Consider the following 17,216-nt stretch of genomic DNA (forward strand, 5'->3'; position numbering starts at 1 on the left):
TCTGCGAGGTGCTGCCGCATGCCCCCTCTGCCTCTGCCGCTGCCGCTGCCGCTGCCGCCCCGACCCACCCCCGCCGGGCGCAACGGCTCCATTCCGCGCCGCGGCGGCGACCAGGCGGCCATGGCGGCCGTAGACGCAAGCCCATGCCCGGCGAGCCACCCGCCCCCACCAGGCACGACACCCCCGCCCATCCCAACGTGAATCTGTCAAGCCCCGAATCTCCGTCGCTTTCTGCCCGCGCCCGGAAACGGCAATCTGGAGACAGATAAACCGCTCGGCCATCCAAAAGGAACTGAGACACCAGGCAAGTCGAATCCCCGGCTCGCACAGATCTCGGAAATCCCAGGTCGACTATTCAAGGGAGATTTTAAATGTCGAGGAAGAAGCACGTCGCCAACATTGCCGGTCTTTCCTGCGTCACCGCGATCCTCGCCGGCACGGCGGGGGTGGCAGTCGCCCAGCCTTCCGCACTTCCGACCGCAGCCCCTGCGGCGGTGTGCAGCCTGAAGGGCGGAGAGATCCACGGCAACGGCTTCGCCCTCAAGCAGACCTACGACGTCAAGCGCAGCGGGAAGACCATCGCCCGCGTCGCCGCCGGGCCCAAGGGCGACATCCGCGTCGGAATCACCGGCGCCGGCCCGTTCTCCGTAGGCACCGTCAAGTGCGCCTCCACAGGATCCACCGCGGCCTCCACCAAGACCGACATGGCAGCGGCAACGGCACGTGGCGCGGCCGCGGCCCAGCAGGCAGCGCGCGGCGGAGCGTCCAAGACGCAGGCAGCCGCCATCGGCCGGAAGGCGGCCGCATCGGAAGCCAAGCGGCTCGGACTGGCCCCCGCCGTGGTGAACCAGGTGACCAACAACGTGACGAACATCGTCAACAACACGATCATCGGCGGCTCGAACAACACCATCGGCGGCACCCAGATCGGCAACGGCAACACCCAGGGTGGAACGCAGGGCGCCGGTAACGGCAACACCCAGGGTGGAACGCAGGGCGCCGGTAACGGCAACACCCAGGGTGGAACGCAGGGTGGCGGCAACGGGAACACCCAGGGTGGAACGCAGGGTGGCGGCACCGGCAACACCCAGGGCGGTACGCAGGGTGGCGGCAACGGGAACACCCAGGGCGGTACGCAGGGTGGCGGCACCGGGAACACCCAGGGCGGTACGCAGGGTGGCGGCTCCGGGAACACCCAGGGTGGTACGCAGGGTGGCGGCTCCGGGAACACCCAGGGTGGTACGCAGGGTGGCGGCTCCGGGAACACCCAGGGTGGTACGCAGGGTGGCGGCTCCGGGAACACCCAGGGCGGTACCCAGGGTGGCGGCTCCGGGAACACCCAGGGCGGTACCCAGGGTGGCGGCTCCGGCAACACCCAGGGCGGTACCCAGGGCGGTGGCACCGGCAGCACCCAGGGCGGTACCCAGGGTGGCGGCACCGGCAGCACCCAGGGTGGAACCCAGGGCTGACCGGCCACCACATGACCGGTGACCGGGTGACCCACGGTCGAGTGCAGCACCTCGCGGAGACAGCCTCCGCGAGGTGCTGCCGCATGTCCGCCGCCGCCGGCGGTGTCGGCCGGACGACGCCGGGTAGGCGCCCGGTGCGGGGTGCGGTCCTGGCCCTCATGGCTGCGACGGGGACCGCATCCCGCCCAAGCCACCCCCACCACCCCGGCCCAGGCCCGTACAACCCGGCGCGGGGGCCTGCGGGATACTGACGCGATGCAGCACCCGCCGCCCCCCGGCCCCGGCCCGGCCGCTCCCGGCCCGGCCGCTCCCAGTCCGGCCGCTCCCGCCGGCCTGGGCCCCGCAGCTCCCGGGCCCGCTGCGCCCGCCGAACCGATAACGCCCGATGCACCACGCCACCCCGGGGTGGACCGGCCCCTGCTCACGCAGTCCTGGCTCGACCTGACCTTCGTGCACTGGCCCGCCGACCCCGCCGACGTCGCCCCGCTGCTGCCGGCCGGCACCGCCCCCGACACCCTGGACGGCGTCACCTACGTCGGCCTCGTGGCGTTCCGCATGCACCGCGTCGGATGGCTCCGCCTCCCCGGCATCCCCTACCTGGGCTCCTTCCCCGAGACCAACGTCCGCCTCTACTCCATCGACGGCCACGGCCGCCGCGGCGTGGTCTTCCGCTCCCTCGACGCCTCCCGCCTGATCCCCGTCCTCGCCGCCCGGACCGTCTTCCGCCTCCCGTACCAGTGGTCGCGGATGTCCGTCCGCCGCGACGGCCCCACCCTCACCTACACCAGCCGACGGCACTGGCCCGGACCGCGCGGCGCGCACAGCACCCTCACCGTACGGACCGGGCCACCCCTCACACAGCCGACCGCCCTGGAACATTTCCTGACCGCCCGCTGGGCCCTGCACAGCGACTTCCGCGGCCGACTGCTGTACCTGCCCAACAGCCACCCCCGCTGGCCGCTGCACCACGCCGAACTCCTGCGCTGCGACGAGGACCTGACGGTTGCGGCCGGCCTGCCCGCCCCCGCCGGCCCCCCGGCCAGCGTGCTGTACTCCCCGGGCGTCCCGGTACGGTTCACCCGCCCCACAGGCTGACCCGACCCGGCCGTCCGCCCGTTTGACCAGGCGCGGGGCATTGACACGGCCTGCGGGAGCGTGCGACAAAGTCCCCACGTCCGAGGCCGCGCGATGTCCGTTTCTCCGCGGTCCGGCGCCGCCGCAACCGCGAGACGCCGTCCCGAAGACGACAGCCCGCGGGTCCACCCCGACGCGATCAGCCTCGCGTCGCGCCGGTGCGACGACCGCGACCGACCGCGACCGACCCACCTGAAACACGACGATCGGACCCGACTTGACCCTCATGCCCGGATCACGCGTGCCCGGCCGGACCTGGACGGTCCGGCTCACCGGCCACGCCGATCACAGCGCCTCCGTCTCCTGCAGCACCGAAGCCTGCCGCATGCCGCCCCGTTCGAAGGACACCGCGGCCCTGAAGCGGTTCGCCGCCGAGCACGTCCGGGCCCACGCACGGCTGGCCACCGTCCGCCCCGACACCTCGTGCGCCTGCCGGGCCGCACAGTGCGCGCTCCACGAGACCCGCACCCACTGCACCGGCTCCACCCTCCTGGTCCTGGTCCACAACCCGGCCGTGGGACAGGTCTGGACGCTCGCCGAGATCTGCCAGTCCTGCGCCCCGCTCATCCCGCACACCGCCATCCTCGGCCGCTCCCAGCCCCAGCCCCAGTCCCAGGGCCGCCAGGGCCCGCCCGCGGTCCCCGCGCCGGCCACCGCGCCGACAGCCGCCCCACTGCCCGTCGCGGGCGGGTTCTCCTCACCGCAGGCCGCCCCGGAGGCCCCGGCCGCCCGCCGCCGCCCGCAGCGCCGCACCGCCCGCCCCCGCCGCGCCTCCTGACCCCCCGAAGGCAACCCCACCGACCCTGACCCGGTAGGGGCGACCCCCGCCGACCCTGAACCGGGTGTGGGCAACGGCGCCGGTCCTGCCCCCCCGAAGGCAACCCCACCGACCCTGACCGCGCGCGGCGGCAGCGCCACCCGCCGCCTAGGGTCTGTATCGAGTTGCCCCGCGGCGTCGCGACGCCCGGCACGCACCCTCGGCGCACGAGCCGAATGCCCTGGTAGCTCCGCTACGAGGACATTCGTCCCGCACGCCGAGGGCACGCACCGAACGCCGCTCCTTGCTCCACGGGGCAACTCGATACAGGCCCTAGCCGCGGCCGCCGACCACGTGGAGCACCGCGCGGCCACCGGCCCGCTGCCCGAGGGCCTGGCCCGGCCCTGGCCCCGGCCACCGCCCGCCAGTGGGTGGCGTCGAAGTCCCGTCTGGGTGGCGGGGGTCCGGCACGCACGCTCGCCGCGTTGTCGTCGGTCGCCGACGCCCGCGTCGGCTCCCTCCTGCGCCTTGCGAGCGCACGTACGGGACCCCGCCACCCCCGCCCTCACGGGCGGCCGACGCCACTTCGACGACACCCCCAGACCCCGACGCGGCCGGACCCGCCGCCCCGCGCACCGCCCGGACGCCGCCGCGCAGACGGCCGCCCGGCTGCGGCCGGACAAGCACGCCGCCGGACCCCTTCCGCGCAGGCTCACCGCGCAGACGCCCCCGGACAGAAGGCACCGCACCCCCGGGCCCGCTTCCGGCCGGGTCTCACACCACTCCGGGCGGGGCGGGACGCGGCGACCTCCTGCGCGCAAGCTCGCGTGGTAGCCGGTGAACCGCCCCTGGAGAGGCCGGGTCCACCCCGGCGCACCGCCCAAGCGCCCCCCGTACGCGGGGACTTCACACCCGGACGCCTGCGCACCCTCGCGGCCACCGCCCGCCGCGCCACCGGCCTCGACGCCCCGCCGTCCCGGCCGCCGACCCCGACCGGGGCGGCCAAGTCCGTACCCTCGCCCGCGACTTCCCCCACGCCCCGCCCGGCGGGGGGCCGTAGCCCGGTTGGCCTTGCCCCTGGGGGGGGGAAGCACTGCTCGGCATCGGCGCGTTCGCCCGCCGGGCACGGCCCGCGCACAAGCCCCTACGGCTGTACGACCGCCACGGCCTGCTGCCGCCCGACCACTTCCACCCTCGCCGCCGCCGGGCTCCTCGTGCGGCCGCGCCGGAGGCGGCCCGGCTGTGGGCCGCGTACCGTGACGGCGTCGAGCGCCGTCACGCGGCCCGCCGCGAGCCGGCAGCGCACCCTGCGTATCCACCTGCCGGCGACGGCCCCGTGGAGCCCTGCGTCCGGGGGGACCTGGGGCGTGTTGCGAAAGTGGCGTCGTCCGCCCGCGGTGCCTCGCAAGGCGGAGGGTCGCCCGCGTACCGGTCGTACGGGGGCGATCCCGACAACGCGGCGAGGTGCCGTGCCAGGCGCAGGCGTCCGGTCTCGGTCAAGGGTGCATACGGTGGGGCATGAGGGCCTTCTGATCGTTCGGTGGAGATGTCGCAATCCACACCGAACCCGGAAGGCCCTCACCCGTTCAAGAGGCCTCAGCCGAGACCTGCACCACCCGTCCACAACCTCCCGGGACAGAACACCTAGTCCGCGCCGGCCGGCTCCCGGCGACCTGCCGCACTGAACCGGCCCCCACGCAACGCCACCCGCTGGTCCACACCTGGGCAGAGCACGCGTCCCGCACGGGCGCCGGGGCACCCCGCGGGACCTGCGACTTCGCGGTCCCTGGCCGACTGGCCGCCCGACCCGGCCCGCCCGGCCCGGCCCGCCCCCGGCCGGCACGGCTACGCCGGCCCCGGCCCCGGTCCGGCTGCCGCGTCCGCCGGCTGCCGCGGGCCGGAGCCGGCCCGGGGGCGCCGCCCGGCCCGGTTCCGGTCGCGGTACCAGGCGCCCGCCCCTACCAGCACGGCCGCCCCGGCCCCGTACAGCGGCAGCCACAGGGTCGTCGTCGAGGCCAGGCAGTCGGCGACGGCCTCCTCCCGCCGGCTCTCCCGTACCGACGCCGGCACGGCGCCGCCGCCGGGCAGGCCAGCCACCGCGGCCCTGGTGCGCAGCACCTCGTACCGGCCGATCTCCCCGCAGCGGCTGCGGGTGCCCGGCATGGGGAACAGCCAGTCCCCGCGCTGAAGTACGGGGGCCACAGCGATCGCCACGCACAGGCCGACGACCAGCGCGTACGCGACCAGCGCGCGCATGTACGCCGTCCGGACGCCGGGCCTCCACGCCGGCCGGACCTGGAAGGCGAAGACCACCGCGAAGAGCGTCACCCCGATGTAGGTGGCGAACCACTGCCAGGAGCCCTGCGCGAGCGCGAACGTCAGGACCGCGGCGAGCCCGATGCCGATGACCCCGGCCTGGCCGGGGGTGTCGTCGCCCGCGCCCGCGCCCGGGGCCGCGGGCCTGCGCTCTTCGCGGGGGCGGGGGTCGCTCACGGGCCCCTCCTGCGGGGTCTCGACAGGTCTCGGAGTCGGCCCCCCAGCATCCGCCGCGCCCCCCGGCGCGGCCCCGCCCGCCATGCCGGGGGCGGGCGGACGGGGCCCGGACGGGTTCGGGAAGGGGGCCCGGATGGGGGAGGCGGGCCCGGACGGAGGGGAGGCGCGCGGCCTGTCACGCGCCTGTGACAGTCGGCGGACAGGTTCGTGAAGTCCCGGAGCCAGTCTTTTAACCAGAGAACGAAACGGACATTTCGCCCCAAGTTCTCTGGACCCGATCCTCCCCCTCCCCCCTCTCACCTGGAGTCATCCTCATGTTCCGTTCCACCTCCCGGAAGCAGCGTTTCGCGATGTACGCCGTCTCGGCCGCGATCGTCGGAGGAGGCGTGCTGGTGCCCACCAGCGCTTTCGCCGCCCCCGCAGCCGCCGGTACGACCTCGGTCGCTGCCCAGGCGAAGAGCGGCCACGAGAGCGACCACAAGAAGGAGAAGTGGGAGAAGAAGGACAAGAAGCACGACAAGGGCAAGAAGCACCAGAAGCACGACAAGGGCAAGAAGCACGGCAAGGGCAAGAAGAACAAGGTCCGCGACGTGGAGAACATGCCGGGCTGCAAGTTCTACCAGGGCAAGGTCTACTGCGAGCACAAGCCCGACAAGCCCGCCCCCGCCCCCGCGCCGGCCCCGAACACCAACCCGGCGGACAAGGAGAACCCCGACAAGGTCCCCGCCAAGCCGAACCCGGCCCCTCCGTCCGCCCCCAAGGCCGCAAGCTGAACCACCCGCGCCCCGTGAACCGGCCCGGCCCCCGCCCGCACCCCCGCCCCCGGGGTGCGGCCGGGGGCCGCCGCACGTCCGCGGGACGGAGCCGGCCGGATTCGAACCGGCGTCCTCACGGTTTTGGAGACCGCGCGCGACGACCTCTGCGCTACGACCCCGCCCCGCCCGGCATCCTAAGGGCCGTCCCGCAATCCCCGGCGGGCGCGCGGCGCCGCACCCCTCACCGCACCCCCCTCACCGCACCGGCGGGTGCGCCGACAGCCAGTGCCGGGCGATCTCCTCCCGCGTCGCCAGCCACGCCCCGCCCCGCTGTTCAAGGTGTCTCAGGAAGCCGTCCAGCGCACGGATGCGCCCCGGCCGCCCGATGATCCGGCAGTGCATGCCCACACTCATCATCCGCGGCCGCTCCCCGCCCTCGGCCCACAGCGTCTCGAAGGTGTCGACGAGATAGGCGAGCATGTCGTCGGCGGTCGTGAAGCCGTGGACGATCAGGAACTTGAAATCGTTCGCGTCCAGGCTGTACGGCACCACCAGGTGCGGGCGCCCACCCGTCTCGGCATAGAACGGCAGATCGTCGGAGTAGTCGTCGCTGTCATAGAGGAAACCGCCCCCGGCCACCAGGCGCCGCGTGTTCGCACTGGTCCGCCCGGTGTACCAGCCCACCGGCCGGCGCCCCACCAGCCGCCCGATCACCGCCGCCGTCTCCGCGATGTCGGCCCGCTCCACCTCCTCGGGCACCTGCCGGTAGTCGATCCACCGCCGGCCGTGGCCCGCCACCTCCCAGCCCGCCGCGCCCATCGCACGCGCCGCCTGCGGGTTGCGCTCCAACGCCTGCCCCACGGCGAAGACGGTCAGCGGCGCGCCGTACGCCGCCAGCGTGCGGTGGATCCGCCAGAAACCGGCACGCGCACCGTAGGCGAACATCGACTCCGCGTTCAGGTCCCGCCCGCCCCTCACGGGCGGCGCACCGACGATCTCATGGAGGTACCCCTCCGACGCCGCATCCCCCTCCAGGACGTTCTGCTCCCCGCCCTCCTCGTAGTTCAGCACCAGACTCACCGCGACACGGGCACCCCCCGGCCACGCGGCGTGCGGCGGCTCGGCCCCGTACCCCACCAGGTCACGCTGCAGCTCGGACACGGCCGCACCCTACCGCCGCCCACCGCGCCCACCGCGCCTCCCGCGCCCGCGTCCCCAGGGCCGGCTGCGCCTGGACTCGCTGCGCAGCGGTCCGCCGGGGCGGCAGGGGGCGGGCGGTGCGAGACTGGCGCCGTGACGGGCGGCAACCGGCAGACGGACCGGCAGACGGACCGGCAGCTGGAGCGGGCCATCCTCGAACTCCTCCGGCGCAGGGCCCCGACCGCGACGATCTGCCCCTCCGACGCCGCGCGGGCCGTGTACGAGGGGGACGGCGACGGCTGGCGCGCGCTCATGGAGCCGGCCCGCCGCGCGGCCCGGCGGCTGGTCGCCGCAGGGAAGGTCGAGATCACCCAGGGCGGCCGCCGAGTCGATCCGGCGAAGGCCCGCGGCCCGATCCGTATCCGCCGCACCCCCTGACCCGGCCCCCGGCTCCGCAGGGCAGCGGCCGGAGAACCCGAACCCCGAACCGCTTATCTCCTTGCATTCCGGTGTAATTCGGACATGGAGTCCGGCCTGTCGAAGGGTACGAGTGGTCACGCTCGGTGAGATCCGGGGGTCCCGGAGGTGAGCCGCCCCATAGGACCCACGTCACACACGAAGGTGGATAGTAGACCGCCAAAGCCTCGTATCGGCCCCTTCTGTGCGGCTCCCACCTGCGTGGATCCCCTGCCGCCCGCCCCCTGGCCCGGGGTGCCTGACTGCGAAGGCCCCTAGTAATGGCGGTCGTTGCCAGGGCTGCGGGGCGTCGGTAGAACTGGATGAGTCGCCGGGCGGCACGGGTTCCCACCCGCCGCTGACGAACCCCTCTCCACCGCGTGAGTGGCTCACGCATGCCCCGGGCATGCCGCGACCGCCCTTGTCCCCTGTGGAAGGTATCTCCGTGTCCAACACCGTCATCCGCCGCATCGCCGCCTCCAAGAAGGCCCTCGCGGGCACCGTCGTCGCCCTCGGTGTCGCCGGTTCCATGCTCGCCGCGGTTCCCGCCCAGGCGGCCCCGACGAGCGCCAAGGCGATCGCCCAGCAGATGATCAAGGACCCGGCGCAGTTCGCGGCCTTCAACAACATCGTTTCCCGCGAGAGCGGCTGGAACCACACCGCCACGAACGCCTCCTCCGGCGCGTACGGCCTGGTCCAGGCCCTGCCGGCCTCGAAGATGGCCTCCGCGGGCGCCGACTGGAAGACCAACCCGGCCACCCAGATCAAGTGGGGCCTGGACTACATGAACGAGCGCTACGGCAGCCCCGTCGGCGCCTGGAACTTCTGGCAGACCCACCACTGGTACTGAGCCGCCACAGGGTAGTCGCCGCACGCATGCGAAAGCGCCCCGGCCGGGATCCCCCGGCCGGGGCGCTTTCGCATGCGTGCGGCCCCCCACCCGCCCGGATCCCAAGCCGCCCGCCCGGATCCCAAGCCGCCCGGCCGGGTCTCAAGCGGGCCGGGCGGGCGGTCCGTCCTCCCGGGGGAACAGGGGTGCCGCGCCGGTCATCTGCAGCAGGCGCTGGAGCTGGGGTGCCGGATCCGCCAGGTGGATCGCGGTGCCGGCCTCGACCGCCCGCAGCCGTGCGGCGAGCAGCGCGTTGAGTCCGGAGGAGTCGCAGAAGGTGACCCGGCTGCAGTCGGTGACGATGCGGTCGGCCTGCGCGGCGTCGACGTGGGCGAGGGCCCGGGTCAGGGCGCGGGTCAGGAACGGGGCGGTGACGATGTCGATCTCGCCTGCGGGCCGGACCGCGACCACGCGGCCGACGATCTCGACGACGGGCTCTGCACCGGTCTTCGCGCCGGTCTCCCGGTCGGGGTGTTCGGCCATGGGATCCCTCCTCGGATCGCGGCCGGTGGGCGAGGGTCGTTCGCACACGGGCTTCAGGAGTTGCGCTGGTCGTTGCTGTCGCGGCGGAGCCGGTCGGCGTGGCGGGTCATGGCGTCGATACGGTCGGCCAGTTCGGCGTCGCCGGGCCCCAGATGGGGCCGGGTGCCGGCCAGCGGGCCCACCAGGCGGGCGGCGTCGTCGCCGCCCAGGGCCAGGTTGAGTTCGCCGACGGCCCCCTCGGCGCCCGGCGGGAGGCCGGTGAGCGAGGTGACCTGGCCCGCCAGGCGGCGCAGGTCGGCCGCGTTGTCGCGGGCCCAGGCGGTGACGCTGCGGTCGGCGGCCCGCGCGTCACGGGTGGCCTGCACCCGCTGTTCGCCGGTGCTCCCGGCGGCGCCGGGACGCAGCCGCAGGTAGCGGCGCTCGGCCGCCTGGCGGCTCGCGACCCCCAGGGGCCCGGCGAGCTCCGCCCAGCTGACGCCCTGGCCGCGGGCCGTTTCGATCAGGACGCTCTCCCAGCCGGTGATCCGCTCACGGACCTCGCGGAGCCTGCGCAGGGCCTCCAGGGCCTGCTCCGGACCGCCGCCCCCCGCCGCCGCGCCCGCCGCCGCGCCCGCCGTGTCCGCCGTGTCCGCCTCCGCGCCGCCGGAGGCGCGGTGCGCGTCCTCGACGGCCCGGTGGATGGCCTGCAGCGCCGCGGCGGCGTCCGGGGCGCGGACCGGTGGGACGGGGGGAGAAGTCTCGTTCACGGTGCCCTCCGAAGGCTCGTCACCCGACCCGACACGCACCACCGGCGCGTCATCCATCAGGTGACATTCTACTTGTCATCGCTTCGATGACATGTTACAACGGAAGCACGTTGAAGCGCATTGGCAGTTCCTGCCTGAACCGACTGGAGGTGTTTCGCGATGTTGATGCGCACCGACCCGTTCCGCGAGATGGACCGCATCGTCCAGCAGCTCTCGGGAGCGTCCGGGACCTGGTCGAAGCCGTCCGTCATGCCGATGGACGCCTACCGCGAGGACGACGTGTACGTGATCGCCTTCGACCTGCCCGGAGTGAGCACCGAGGCGATCGACATCGACGTCGAGCGGAACATGCTGACCGTCAAGGCGGAGCGCCGTCCCGTAGCCAAGGGCGACACCGTGCAGATGGAGCTCTCCGAGCGGCCCCTGGGCGTCTTCTCCCGCCAGCTGATGCTGGCCGACACCCTCGACACCGAGCGCATCGAAGCCGACTACGACGCGGGTGTCCTGACCCTGCGGATCCCGATCGCCGAGCGTGCCAAGCCCCGGAAGATCGCCATCGGCGGCGAGTCCGGCCGCAAGCAGATCTCCGGCTGAGCACCCTCTGGCAGCGGCGGAGGGCGGGGAGACCGACCCCCCTCCGGCACCCCGCCCCTCCGCCCTCCGTGCCCCGCCGCCTCCTCCTTCTCCTGCTTCTTCTCGCACCTCACCCCTGCCCCTGCCCCGGAGGTGATGTGGATGCCGATGCGTCCGGACGCGTTCTTGGACCACGTCCGCGAAAGCGGCGAGTACCCCACCCGGGCCGAAGCCGAACGCGCGGCCCGCGTCGTCCTGGCCCTGCTCGGCGCCCACCTGGTGGGCACCGTACGAGCCGAGCTGGCCGCCAGGCTCCCCGAGACCTACGCCCTGATCCTGCTGAACCCGCTGCAGGCCGCCGAACCCCTCTCCCCGGAGCGCTTCGTCCGCGCGACCGCGGCCTGGATCGAAGGCGCCACCGAGAAGACCGCCCTGTGGGACATCGGCGCGGTCCTGTCCACCGTCGCCGACGCGGCCGGCGACACCCTCACCCGCGAGATCCTGCTCCAGCTCCCGGTCGGCTACGACGTCCTCTTCGGCCACCCCCGGCCCACCTGACCGCCCGCCCCGCCCCGTTCCCGCCGTCCCGACGCCGGACCTTCGAAGAGAAAGGCAACCGCAGCACCATGTACGACCAGCCTCGCCCGAACCAGGCGCCGCCCGCCATGACGTTCGACCGGATGCTGGAGCGCGTGCGCTACGAAGGCGCCTACCCCACCGCCGAACGCGCCGAGGAAGCCGTCCGCGCCGTCCTGGCCGCCCTCGGCCGGCAGGTCACCGGAGACGAACGCGTCGACCTCGCCCAGGCCCTGCCCGTCGAGGCCGCCCTCGCCCTGACCGCCCAGATCCCCGGCGTCGAACAGCTCACCGGCTGGGGCTTCGTCAAGGACCTGGCCGCCCGCACCGGCACCACCCCCGCCATCGCCCGCTGGGACACCGGAGCCGTCCTCGCCGTCGTCGCCCGCCTCGCCGGACCCGACCTCCTCGCCCGGATCCTGAACCGGCTCCCCGACGGCTACGCCCTCCTCTTCGGGCAGGCACAGCTGCGCCGGCCCGAGCCCGCCGCCGCCTGACCCCGCCCCTGGCGCCCCGCCCGCCCCCCGGCGCCCCGCCCGCTCCCGGGGCGGCGGCGCCGGCCGCGGCGGGCGGGGCCACGCCGTCAGCTCCCCGTCCCCGCCCGGCCCGCCGGCTCCTCCGGGGCGGCGCCGGCCAGCTTGGAGTGGCGGTAGGAGTAGCCGAAGTAGATGACCAGCCCGAGCAGGAACCACAGCGCGAAGCGGATCCACGTCTCCACCCGCAGGTAGGTGATGAGCCAGACGGAGGCGACCACACCGATGGCCGGGGTGAACGGCATGAGCGGGGTGCGGAAGGTACGCGGCAGGTCGGGGCGCCGGTAGCGCAGCACGATGACCGCCGTACACACGACGGCGAAGGCGAGCAGGATGCCGATGTTCGTCAGCTCCGCCGCCTCCCCGATCGGGACGAGGCCGGCGATGGCCGCGGACGCCACACCGACGATCCACGTCACCCGGGTCGGCACGTGCCGGGTCGGATGCGTCTTGGCGAACCAGCGCGGCAGCAGCCCGTCGCGGCTCATGGAGAACCACACCCGCGTCACACCCAGCATGAACGTGAACATCACCGTGAGGATGCCGATGATCGCCCCGACCGCGATGACGTTCGCGAGCGCGTCCAGCCCGACCGCCTTGAACGCGGTGGAGAAACCGCTCTCCGGGTCGATCTCCGTGTAGTTCTGCATACCCGTCAGGACCAGGCAGGCGAGCACGTACAGGGCCATGGCGATCGCCAGGGAGTACAGGATCGCCCGCGGCATGTGGCGCTGGGCGTCCTTGGACTCCTCCGCCGCCGTGCTCATCGCGTCGTAGCCGAAGACCGCGAAGAAGACCGTCGCCGCACCGGTGAACGCACCCCCCACCCCGTAGGGGAAGAAGGGCGTGTAGTTGGAGGTGTCGATGTGGAAGAAGCCCACGACGATGACCAGGAGGACCACCAGCACCTTCAAGACGACCACCACCGTCTCGAACCGCGCGGCGCTCTTGATCCCCAGATTCAGCAGGTACGCGGTGAACAGGCACAGGACGGCGGCGATCAGGTCGAAGCGGTGGCCCTCACCGGTCCCCGGCGCCCCCAGCATCCAGGTCGGCAGCGCCGCGCCCGTCTCCACCAGCAGGAAGTTGAAGTAGCCCGAGATCCCGATGGCGACGACCGCCACGATGGCGGTGTACTCCAGCAGCAGGTCCCACCCGATGAACCAGCCCACCAGCTCGCCCAGGACGGCGTACCCGTAGGTGTAGGCGGAACCGGCCTTCGGGATCAGCCCGGCGAACTCCGCGTAGGAGAACGCCGCCGCGGCGCTGGCCACACCGGCGATCAGGAAGGAGACCAGCACGGCCGGGCCCGCGACACCGTTGGCGACCGTCCCCGCCAGGGTGAAGATCCCGGCGCCGATGATGCCGCCGACCCCGATCGCGGTGAGCTGCCACAGGCCCAGAGTGCGCGTGAGCTGCTCGCTGAGGGCCCCTTCCGGTTCCTCGATGTGCTCGATCGGTTTGCGGCGCAGCACTCCTTGCCCCGTGCCCAACCTGGCCATGCGCACGTCCTTTCCACAAAGGGGGGTGACGGCACGTCATCATTCCGGCGCGGGCAGCCATACGGAACGAGGCGCCCCGTACGGCGCGGCCGCCGCACGCCGGGCGGCGTCACGGGGGAAAAGTCCCCGCCCCCGGCCGCCCCCGCCGCACGGGCCGCCGCCCGCCCCCCGCCGGCCGGGCCCGGGTCAGACCTGCGCGCCCGCGCCGGCCGGCGCCGGAACCGGGCCGCCCGCCATCGCACGGGCCATCCGGCCCGAGCGGCGCAGGGTCTGCGCGACGAACGCGCCGCGGCCCACCCCCAGCTCCCGCAGGGCCGGGCCGTGGTCCACCGCGACCAGGGCGGCGGCGCCCGCCAGCAGCCCGCACCACCCGGCCGTCACGGCCTGCCGGGCGGGCCGCGGCAGCGCGGCCAGGCCCTCCCGCAGCCGCATGCAGTGGAACGGGACGTGCCGCTCCTCGTCCGCCAGGATCCGCCCCGCGACCTCGCGGACCAGAGCGTCGGCGGTCCCGTCGCGCAGGGCCCGGTAGTACCCCAGCGCCACCGCCTCGGCGACCATCAGCACCAGCAGCTCCACCCGCAGCCCGAGCAGCCGCCGCACCCGGACGAAGGCCGCGTCGCTCCAGTGCCCCTCCAGGGTCGCGGCCCCGGCCGCCGCCAGCAGCAGCTTCAGCATCCGCGCGTGGTTCTGCTCCTCGGCGACGAAGAGCCGCACCGCCTCACCGTAGAGCGGATCCCCCGCGCGATCGGCCTTGCCGCACAGCGCGGAGCCGTCACCGTCCTCCCCGACCTGAAACTTCTGGATGCTGCGCACGATCTCGGGGGACAGGCGCGCGCCCTGGCCCCACTCGGGATCGCCCAGCGCGGCCCGCCGCTCCCGCTCGGCCTCGAACTCGCGCACCCATGCCCCGTACCCAGTTTTGATCATGTTCAAGAATCTAGCGATGGTTGAGCATGTTCAAAAGTGTTGGGGTGTCATGGCCCCGTAACAGAAAGCACGCCGCCGCCCCGGGGCCGCCCGCCGTCTCAGACCCCGGCCGCCGCCCCCCGCCGGACCGCGGCCAGGGCGTTCTTGACGTCCTGCGCCACGCGGGCCGCGTCGTCGGGGTTGTGCACCACATCGGTGCGGTTCATGTCGACGACGAGGACCTCGCTGGCCGAGTAGTGCCTGTGCACCCAGTCGTCGTAGCCGGACCACAGCGTCCGGTAGTACTCCACGAGGCTCTCGTCCTGCTCGAAATCACGGCCCCGCAGGCCGATCCGGTGCAGCACCGTCTCGAAGTCCGCCTTGAGGTAGACCATCAGGTCGGGCGCCTTGCGGTACGGCAGGCCGTCGATCTCGCGCATCATCTCCCCGAGCAGCCCCTCGTAGACCTGCATCTCCAGGGAGCTGATCCGGCCCAGGCCGTGGTTGACCTTGGCGAAGTACCAGTCCTCGTAGATGGAGCGGTCCAGGACGTTGTCGCCCTGCTTGTAGGCCTCCTTGATCGCGGCGAACCGCGTCTGCAGGAAGTAGAGCTGGAGCAGGAAGGGGTAGCGCCTGGCCTGGATCTCCTCGGGGCTCGCCGTGTAGAAGAGCGGAAGGATCGGATTGTCGTCCACGCTCTCGTAGAAGACCTCGCTGCCCAGCTCCTTGGCGAGCAGCTCGGCCACGCTCGTCTTCCCGATGCCGATCATGCCTCCGACGCAGATCACTGCCATCCCTCACTTCTCCCTGGCGGTCCTATGTGCGTGGGCGTGCGGGCTGGGCATCTCACACCGCTCAGACCCGCGCCGACGGCACGCGATTCCTCTGGGAGTTCATGATCAGCGTCAGACGAATCCCCGCCCCGACGGAACGAAAAGCCCCCTGACGCGGGCCGCTCTCGTCGACCGGCCGGCCCGGCCCCTCCGCGGCCGCCACGCCGGCGGCGAGCCGCGGCCCCGCGGCCAGCCTGAATCTTAGATGACGATCCGCCCGCCCCCGCCCGTGCCGCCCGTGCGGCCGCGGCGCGGCCCGAGGACCGGCTCTGCCGTCGGGTCCGCTGCCCGGGGGCGGCGGTCTGAGCGCCGGCGCCGGGGGTTTACCGGACGTCCCCGGTCCCGGCCGGGGAGGAGGCCGGGCAGCGGGGTGTCCGGGTGCCGGGCGGACCCGGGCGGCAGCCCGTCGTGCGGGCGGGCCTGCCGCATGACGGGGAGGGAGGGCGCCATGCGGCGGGACCGCCTTTCCGAAAGCGACCCCACCACCGCAGGGGGTCCGCTTCCGGTCTCCACGCGTCTGTCCGCAGCGTCCGCCCCCAAACCCCCCGTCCTTCCGCCGTCCTGAGCCCCCGTCACCCGGGCCGCGTCCACCCGCACGGTACGGACGCGGCCGGCGCGGCCCCTTGCCCGCCGAGCGGTACGCAGGCGGGGCACCGGATGCCGGATGCGCCGGGTGCCCGCACCGTGGAGGTATGGCGGACCAGACGGAGATCGTGATCCACCCCGTGTCCCCGCAGGGCGGGCGCAAGGTCACCGTGCACGCGCTCGGCGTCGACGCCGACCTCGGCCGGGCGTACACCCCCGGGGACGTGTCGGAGCTCCTGCGCCGGGCCGGCCTGGAGGACGTGGACCTGTCCGAGGACGGCCCGATCCGCTGGGAGGGCGGCGGCCCCGAGGTGTGGACCGGCGACATCTGACACCGGCCGGCGGGCCGGCGAGGGCACGGCCCGCCCCGCCCCCCCCCGGGATCCGGGGGGTACGGCAGCGCCCGGGAGGCGGCCGTATGCCGCGCGCCGCACGAGCGGCCCCACCCCCGCGGCGCGCCCCCACGGGCAGCCCCGCCGTCAAGGCGCACGGCGGGGGCGCCCCCGGCGGACCCACCCCCAAGCCCATTCCTTAGAGTGACGGATGGTGGCTGTGCGTGTGTCCGCGGGTCGGGCGCGGAATGTTCGATCCCGAAAAGGAGGCCGCCGCGGACGCGCGACGGCCTCACCACTCGGCGAGCCGGCCGGGCACAGGCGGGAGACCCACGCGACCCGCGGTGCGAGCGGTCGACCAGGGCGCCGCCCCGTCGACGCGGCCGGCCCGCACCCACGGAAGGAAACACATGAGGAAGCTTGCTTGGGCTGCCCGGGGTACCGCCGCGGTCGCGGCCGCCCTGCTCGCCGGGGCGCTCGCGGCCCCGTCCGCACTCGCGAACGACGACCCCTCCGCCCAGGACACCCAGGCCCAGAGCGACACGTCGAGGGAGTGCTCGGTGGCACGGGACGTGAGCTCCACCGTCGTCGACTACTCCGGAGCCGGCGGCCTGTTCGAGACCGTCTTCCGCGCCGCGACCGACCGCAAGGGCCACGCCTTCCTCAACGACAGCCGCAACCCCGGCGTGTGGATCAACCTCGGCCTCCTGGCCGGGGCGCCCCGGTGCGTGTCGGGCACCGCCGTGTCGGTCACCGAGGAAGACCCCGGACACCTCTACATCACCCTCCTGGCCAGCAACGGAGTGATCCGCCAGGCCGTCTGCGCCACCACCTCCGGAACCCCCTTCACCCCGGCCAACCTTCCGGCCGCATGCGGCGTGGGCTTCACCCCCCTGTCCGACACCCCCGTCGCCTGACCCCACCGCGCCGCACGGCCCGCCGCTCCCGGCCGGCCACGGCGGGACCGGCCCCGGCGGGACCGGCGCACAGTACGCGCCGGACCCGCCGACAGGCGCCGGCCGCCGGCTGAACGGGGCCGCCGTCCCAGGACGGC

18 protein-coding genes and 1 tRNA gene are annotated in these 17,216 nt (G+C 74.0%); 11 read left to right on the forward strand and 8 right to left on the reverse strand.

Annotated features, from left to right (window positions below; genetic code table 11):
• The first annotated feature begins 371 nt into the window (after positions 1 to 371).
• From BSL84_RS33640 to BSL84_RS33650, 3 genes are all read left to right on the forward strand, one after another.
• A complete protein-coding gene (locus BSL84_RS33640) occupies positions 372 to 1,469 on the forward strand; it encodes a hypothetical protein (protein WP_075969559.1) in 1,098 nt (365 codons plus the stop codon).
• Positions 1,470 to 1,874: 405 nt separating this feature from the next.
• Positions 1,875 to 2,564: a YqjF family protein gene (locus tag BSL84_RS33645; protein ID WP_234363598.1), complete on the forward strand. Its 690-nt coding sequence runs from the start codon at positions 1,875 to 1,877 to the stop codon at positions 2,562 to 2,564.
• Positions 2,565 to 2,829: 265 nt separating this feature from the next.
• The gene (locus tag BSL84_RS33650; protein ID WP_045324430.1) at positions 2,830 to 3,381 is read left to right on the forward strand and encodes a hypothetical protein; all 552 of its coding nucleotides are present in this window, start codon (positions 2,830 to 2,832) and stop codon (positions 3,379 to 3,381) included.
• A 1,824-nt stretch (positions 3,382 to 5,205) separates the two neighbouring features.
• On the opposite strand, the gene BSL84_RS33655 is transcribed toward BSL84_RS33650, so the two are convergent.
• A complete protein-coding gene (locus tag BSL84_RS33655) occupies positions 5,206 to 5,853 on the reverse strand; it encodes a hypothetical protein (RefSeq protein WP_075969558.1) in 648 nt (215 codons plus the stop codon).
• A 314-nt stretch (positions 5,854 to 6,167) separates the two neighbouring features.
• On the opposite strand from BSL84_RS33655, the gene BSL84_RS33660 reads away from it, so the two are divergent.
• Complete coding sequence (locus BSL84_RS33660; RefSeq protein ID WP_030033448.1) at positions 6,168 to 6,626, forward strand: hypothetical protein; 459 nt, start codon at positions 6,168 to 6,170, stop codon at positions 6,624 to 6,626.
• An 86-nt stretch (positions 6,627 to 6,712) separates the two neighbouring features.
• On the opposite strand, the gene BSL84_RS33665 is transcribed toward BSL84_RS33660, so the two are convergent.
• Positions 6,713 to 6,787: transfer RNA gene (locus BSL84_RS33665), tRNA-Trp, on the reverse strand.
• A gap of 76 nt (positions 6,788 to 6,863) precedes the next feature.
• The gene (gene puuE, locus BSL84_RS33670; protein WP_030033937.1) at positions 6,864 to 7,769 is read right to left on the reverse strand and encodes an allantoinase PuuE; all 906 of its coding nucleotides are present in this window, start codon (positions 7,767 to 7,769) and stop codon (positions 6,864 to 6,866) included.
• A 132-nt stretch (positions 7,770 to 7,901) separates the two neighbouring features.
• Here puuE and BSL84_RS33675 point away from each other — a divergent pair, with 132 nt between their 5' ends.
• Positions 7,902 to 8,186, forward strand: a complete 285-nt coding sequence (locus BSL84_RS33675) for a DUF3253 domain-containing protein (RefSeq protein ID WP_030032619.1) — start codon at positions 7,902 to 7,904, stop codon at positions 8,184 to 8,186.
• A gap of 424 nt (positions 8,187 to 8,610) precedes the next feature.
• Positions 8,611 to 9,054, forward strand: a complete 444-nt coding sequence (locus tag BSL84_RS33680) for a transglycosylase SLT domain-containing protein (RefSeq protein ID WP_045324329.1) — start codon at positions 8,611 to 8,613, stop codon at positions 9,052 to 9,054.
• Between the two features lie 141 nt (positions 9,055 to 9,195).
• Here the strand turns inward: BSL84_RS33680 and BSL84_RS33685 are convergent, their stop codons facing one another.
• A complete protein-coding gene (locus BSL84_RS33685; protein ID WP_051873430.1) occupies positions 9,196 to 9,576 on the reverse strand; it encodes an STAS domain-containing protein in 381 nt (126 codons plus the stop codon).
• Between the two features lie 53 nt (positions 9,577 to 9,629).
• On the reverse strand, positions 9,630 to 10,322 hold the full coding sequence (locus BSL84_RS33690; protein ID WP_075971917.1) for an HSP18 transcriptional regulator: 693 nt from the start codon (positions 10,320 to 10,322) through the stop codon (positions 9,630 to 9,632).
• A 159-nt stretch (positions 10,323 to 10,481) separates the two neighbouring features.
• Between BSL84_RS33690 and BSL84_RS33695 the strand changes: the two genes are divergently transcribed.
• From BSL84_RS33695 to BSL84_RS33705, 3 genes are all read left to right on the forward strand, one after another.
• Positions 10,482 to 10,916 carry an Hsp20/alpha crystallin family protein gene (locus tag BSL84_RS33695; protein WP_030032938.1) on the forward strand — a complete coding sequence of 145 codons (435 nt, stop codon included), beginning with the start codon at positions 10,482 to 10,484 and terminating at the stop codon, positions 10,914 to 10,916.
• 141 nt (positions 10,917 to 11,057) lie between these two features.
• Positions 11,058 to 11,453, forward strand: a complete 396-nt coding sequence (locus tag BSL84_RS33700) for a DUF2267 domain-containing protein (RefSeq protein ID WP_030032941.1) — start codon at positions 11,058 to 11,060, stop codon at positions 11,451 to 11,453.
• A gap of 68 nt (positions 11,454 to 11,521) precedes the next feature.
• On the forward strand, positions 11,522 to 11,968 hold the full coding sequence (locus BSL84_RS33705) for a DUF2267 domain-containing protein (RefSeq protein WP_030032943.1): 447 nt from the start codon (positions 11,522 to 11,524) through the stop codon (positions 11,966 to 11,968).
• A gap of 86 nt (positions 11,969 to 12,054) precedes the next feature.
• Here the strand turns inward: BSL84_RS33705 and BSL84_RS33710 are convergent, their stop codons facing one another.
• The 3 genes from BSL84_RS33710 to BSL84_RS33720 all read right to left on the reverse strand — a co-directional run bounded on the left by BSL84_RS33710 (position 12,055) and on the right by BSL84_RS33720 (position 15,206).
• A complete protein-coding gene (locus BSL84_RS33710) occupies positions 12,055 to 13,506 on the reverse strand; it encodes an amino acid permease (RefSeq protein WP_075969557.1) in 1,452 nt (483 codons plus the stop codon).
• Positions 13,507 to 13,692: 186 nt separating this feature from the next.
• Positions 13,693 to 14,433: a ferritin-like domain-containing protein gene (locus BSL84_RS33715; protein ID WP_075969556.1), complete on the reverse strand. Its 741-nt coding sequence runs from the start codon at positions 14,431 to 14,433 to the stop codon at positions 13,693 to 13,695.
• Between the two features lie 98 nt (positions 14,434 to 14,531).
• The gene (locus BSL84_RS33720) at positions 14,532 to 15,206 is read right to left on the reverse strand and encodes a deoxynucleoside kinase (RefSeq protein ID WP_030033220.1); all 675 of its coding nucleotides are present in this window, start codon (positions 15,204 to 15,206) and stop codon (positions 14,532 to 14,534) included.
• A gap of 731 nt (positions 15,207 to 15,937) precedes the next feature.
• Between BSL84_RS33720 and BSL84_RS33725 the strand changes: the two genes are divergently transcribed.
• Together BSL84_RS33725 and BSL84_RS33730 are read left to right on the forward strand one after the other, a co-directional pair.
• The gene (locus BSL84_RS33725) at positions 15,938 to 16,162 is read left to right on the forward strand and encodes a hypothetical protein (protein ID WP_045324216.1); all 225 of its coding nucleotides are present in this window, start codon (positions 15,938 to 15,940) and stop codon (positions 16,160 to 16,162) included.
• Between the two features lie 410 nt (positions 16,163 to 16,572).
• Positions 16,573 to 17,079: a hypothetical protein gene (locus BSL84_RS33730; protein ID WP_030034426.1), complete on the forward strand. Its 507-nt coding sequence runs from the start codon at positions 16,573 to 16,575 to the stop codon at positions 17,077 to 17,079.
• Positions 17,080 to 17,216: the final 137 nt, after the last annotated feature.

It is taken from the genome of Streptomyces sp. TN58 (assembly GCF_001941845.1).
Lineage (GTDB): Bacteria > Actinomycetota > Actinomycetes > Streptomycetales > Streptomycetaceae > Streptomyces.

Coding starts and splice junctions, on each gene's coding strand:
- BSL84_RS33640 (WP_075969559.1), top strand. CDS start 372: ATGTCGAGGAAGAAGCACGTCGCCAACATTGCCGGTCTTTCCTGCGTC.
- BSL84_RS33650 (WP_045324430.1), top strand. CDS start 2,830: ATGCCCGGATCACGCGTGCCCGGCCGGACCTGGACGGTCCGGCTCACC.
- BSL84_RS33660 (WP_030033448.1), top strand. CDS start 6,168: ATGTTCCGTTCCACCTCCCGGAAGCAGCGTTTCGCGATGTACGCCGTC.
- BSL84_RS33680 (WP_045324329.1), top strand. CDS start 8,611: ATGCCGCGACCGCCCTTGTCCCCTGTGGAAGGTATCTCCGTGTCCAAC.
- BSL84_RS33685 (WP_051873430.1), bottom strand. CDS start 9,576: ATGGCCGAACACCCCGACCGGGAGACCGGCGCGAAGACCGGTGCAGAG.
- BSL84_RS33695 (WP_030032938.1), top strand. CDS start 10,482: ATGTTGATGCGCACCGACCCGTTCCGCGAGATGGACCGCATCGTCCAG.
- BSL84_RS33700 (WP_030032941.1), top strand. CDS start 11,058: ATGCCGATGCGTCCGGACGCGTTCTTGGACCACGTCCGCGAAAGCGGC.
- BSL84_RS33705 (WP_030032943.1), top strand. CDS start 11,522: ATGTACGACCAGCCTCGCCCGAACCAGGCGCCGCCCGCCATGACGTTC.
- BSL84_RS33710 (WP_075969557.1), bottom strand. CDS start 13,506: ATGGCCAGGTTGGGCACGGGGCAAGGAGTGCTGCGCCGCAAACCGATC.
- BSL84_RS33715 (WP_075969556.1), bottom strand. CDS start 14,433: ATGATCAAAACTGGGTACGGGGCATGGGTGCGCGAGTTCGAGGCCGAG.
- BSL84_RS33720 (WP_030033220.1), bottom strand. CDS start 15,206: ATGGCAGTGATCTGCGTCGGAGGCATGATCGGCATCGGGAAGACGAGC.
- BSL84_RS33725 (WP_045324216.1), top strand. CDS start 15,938: ATGGCGGACCAGACGGAGATCGTGATCCACCCCGTGTCCCCGCAGGGC.
- BSL84_RS33730 (WP_030034426.1), top strand. CDS start 16,573: ATGAGGAAGCTTGCTTGGGCTGCCCGGGGTACCGCCGCGGTCGCGGCC.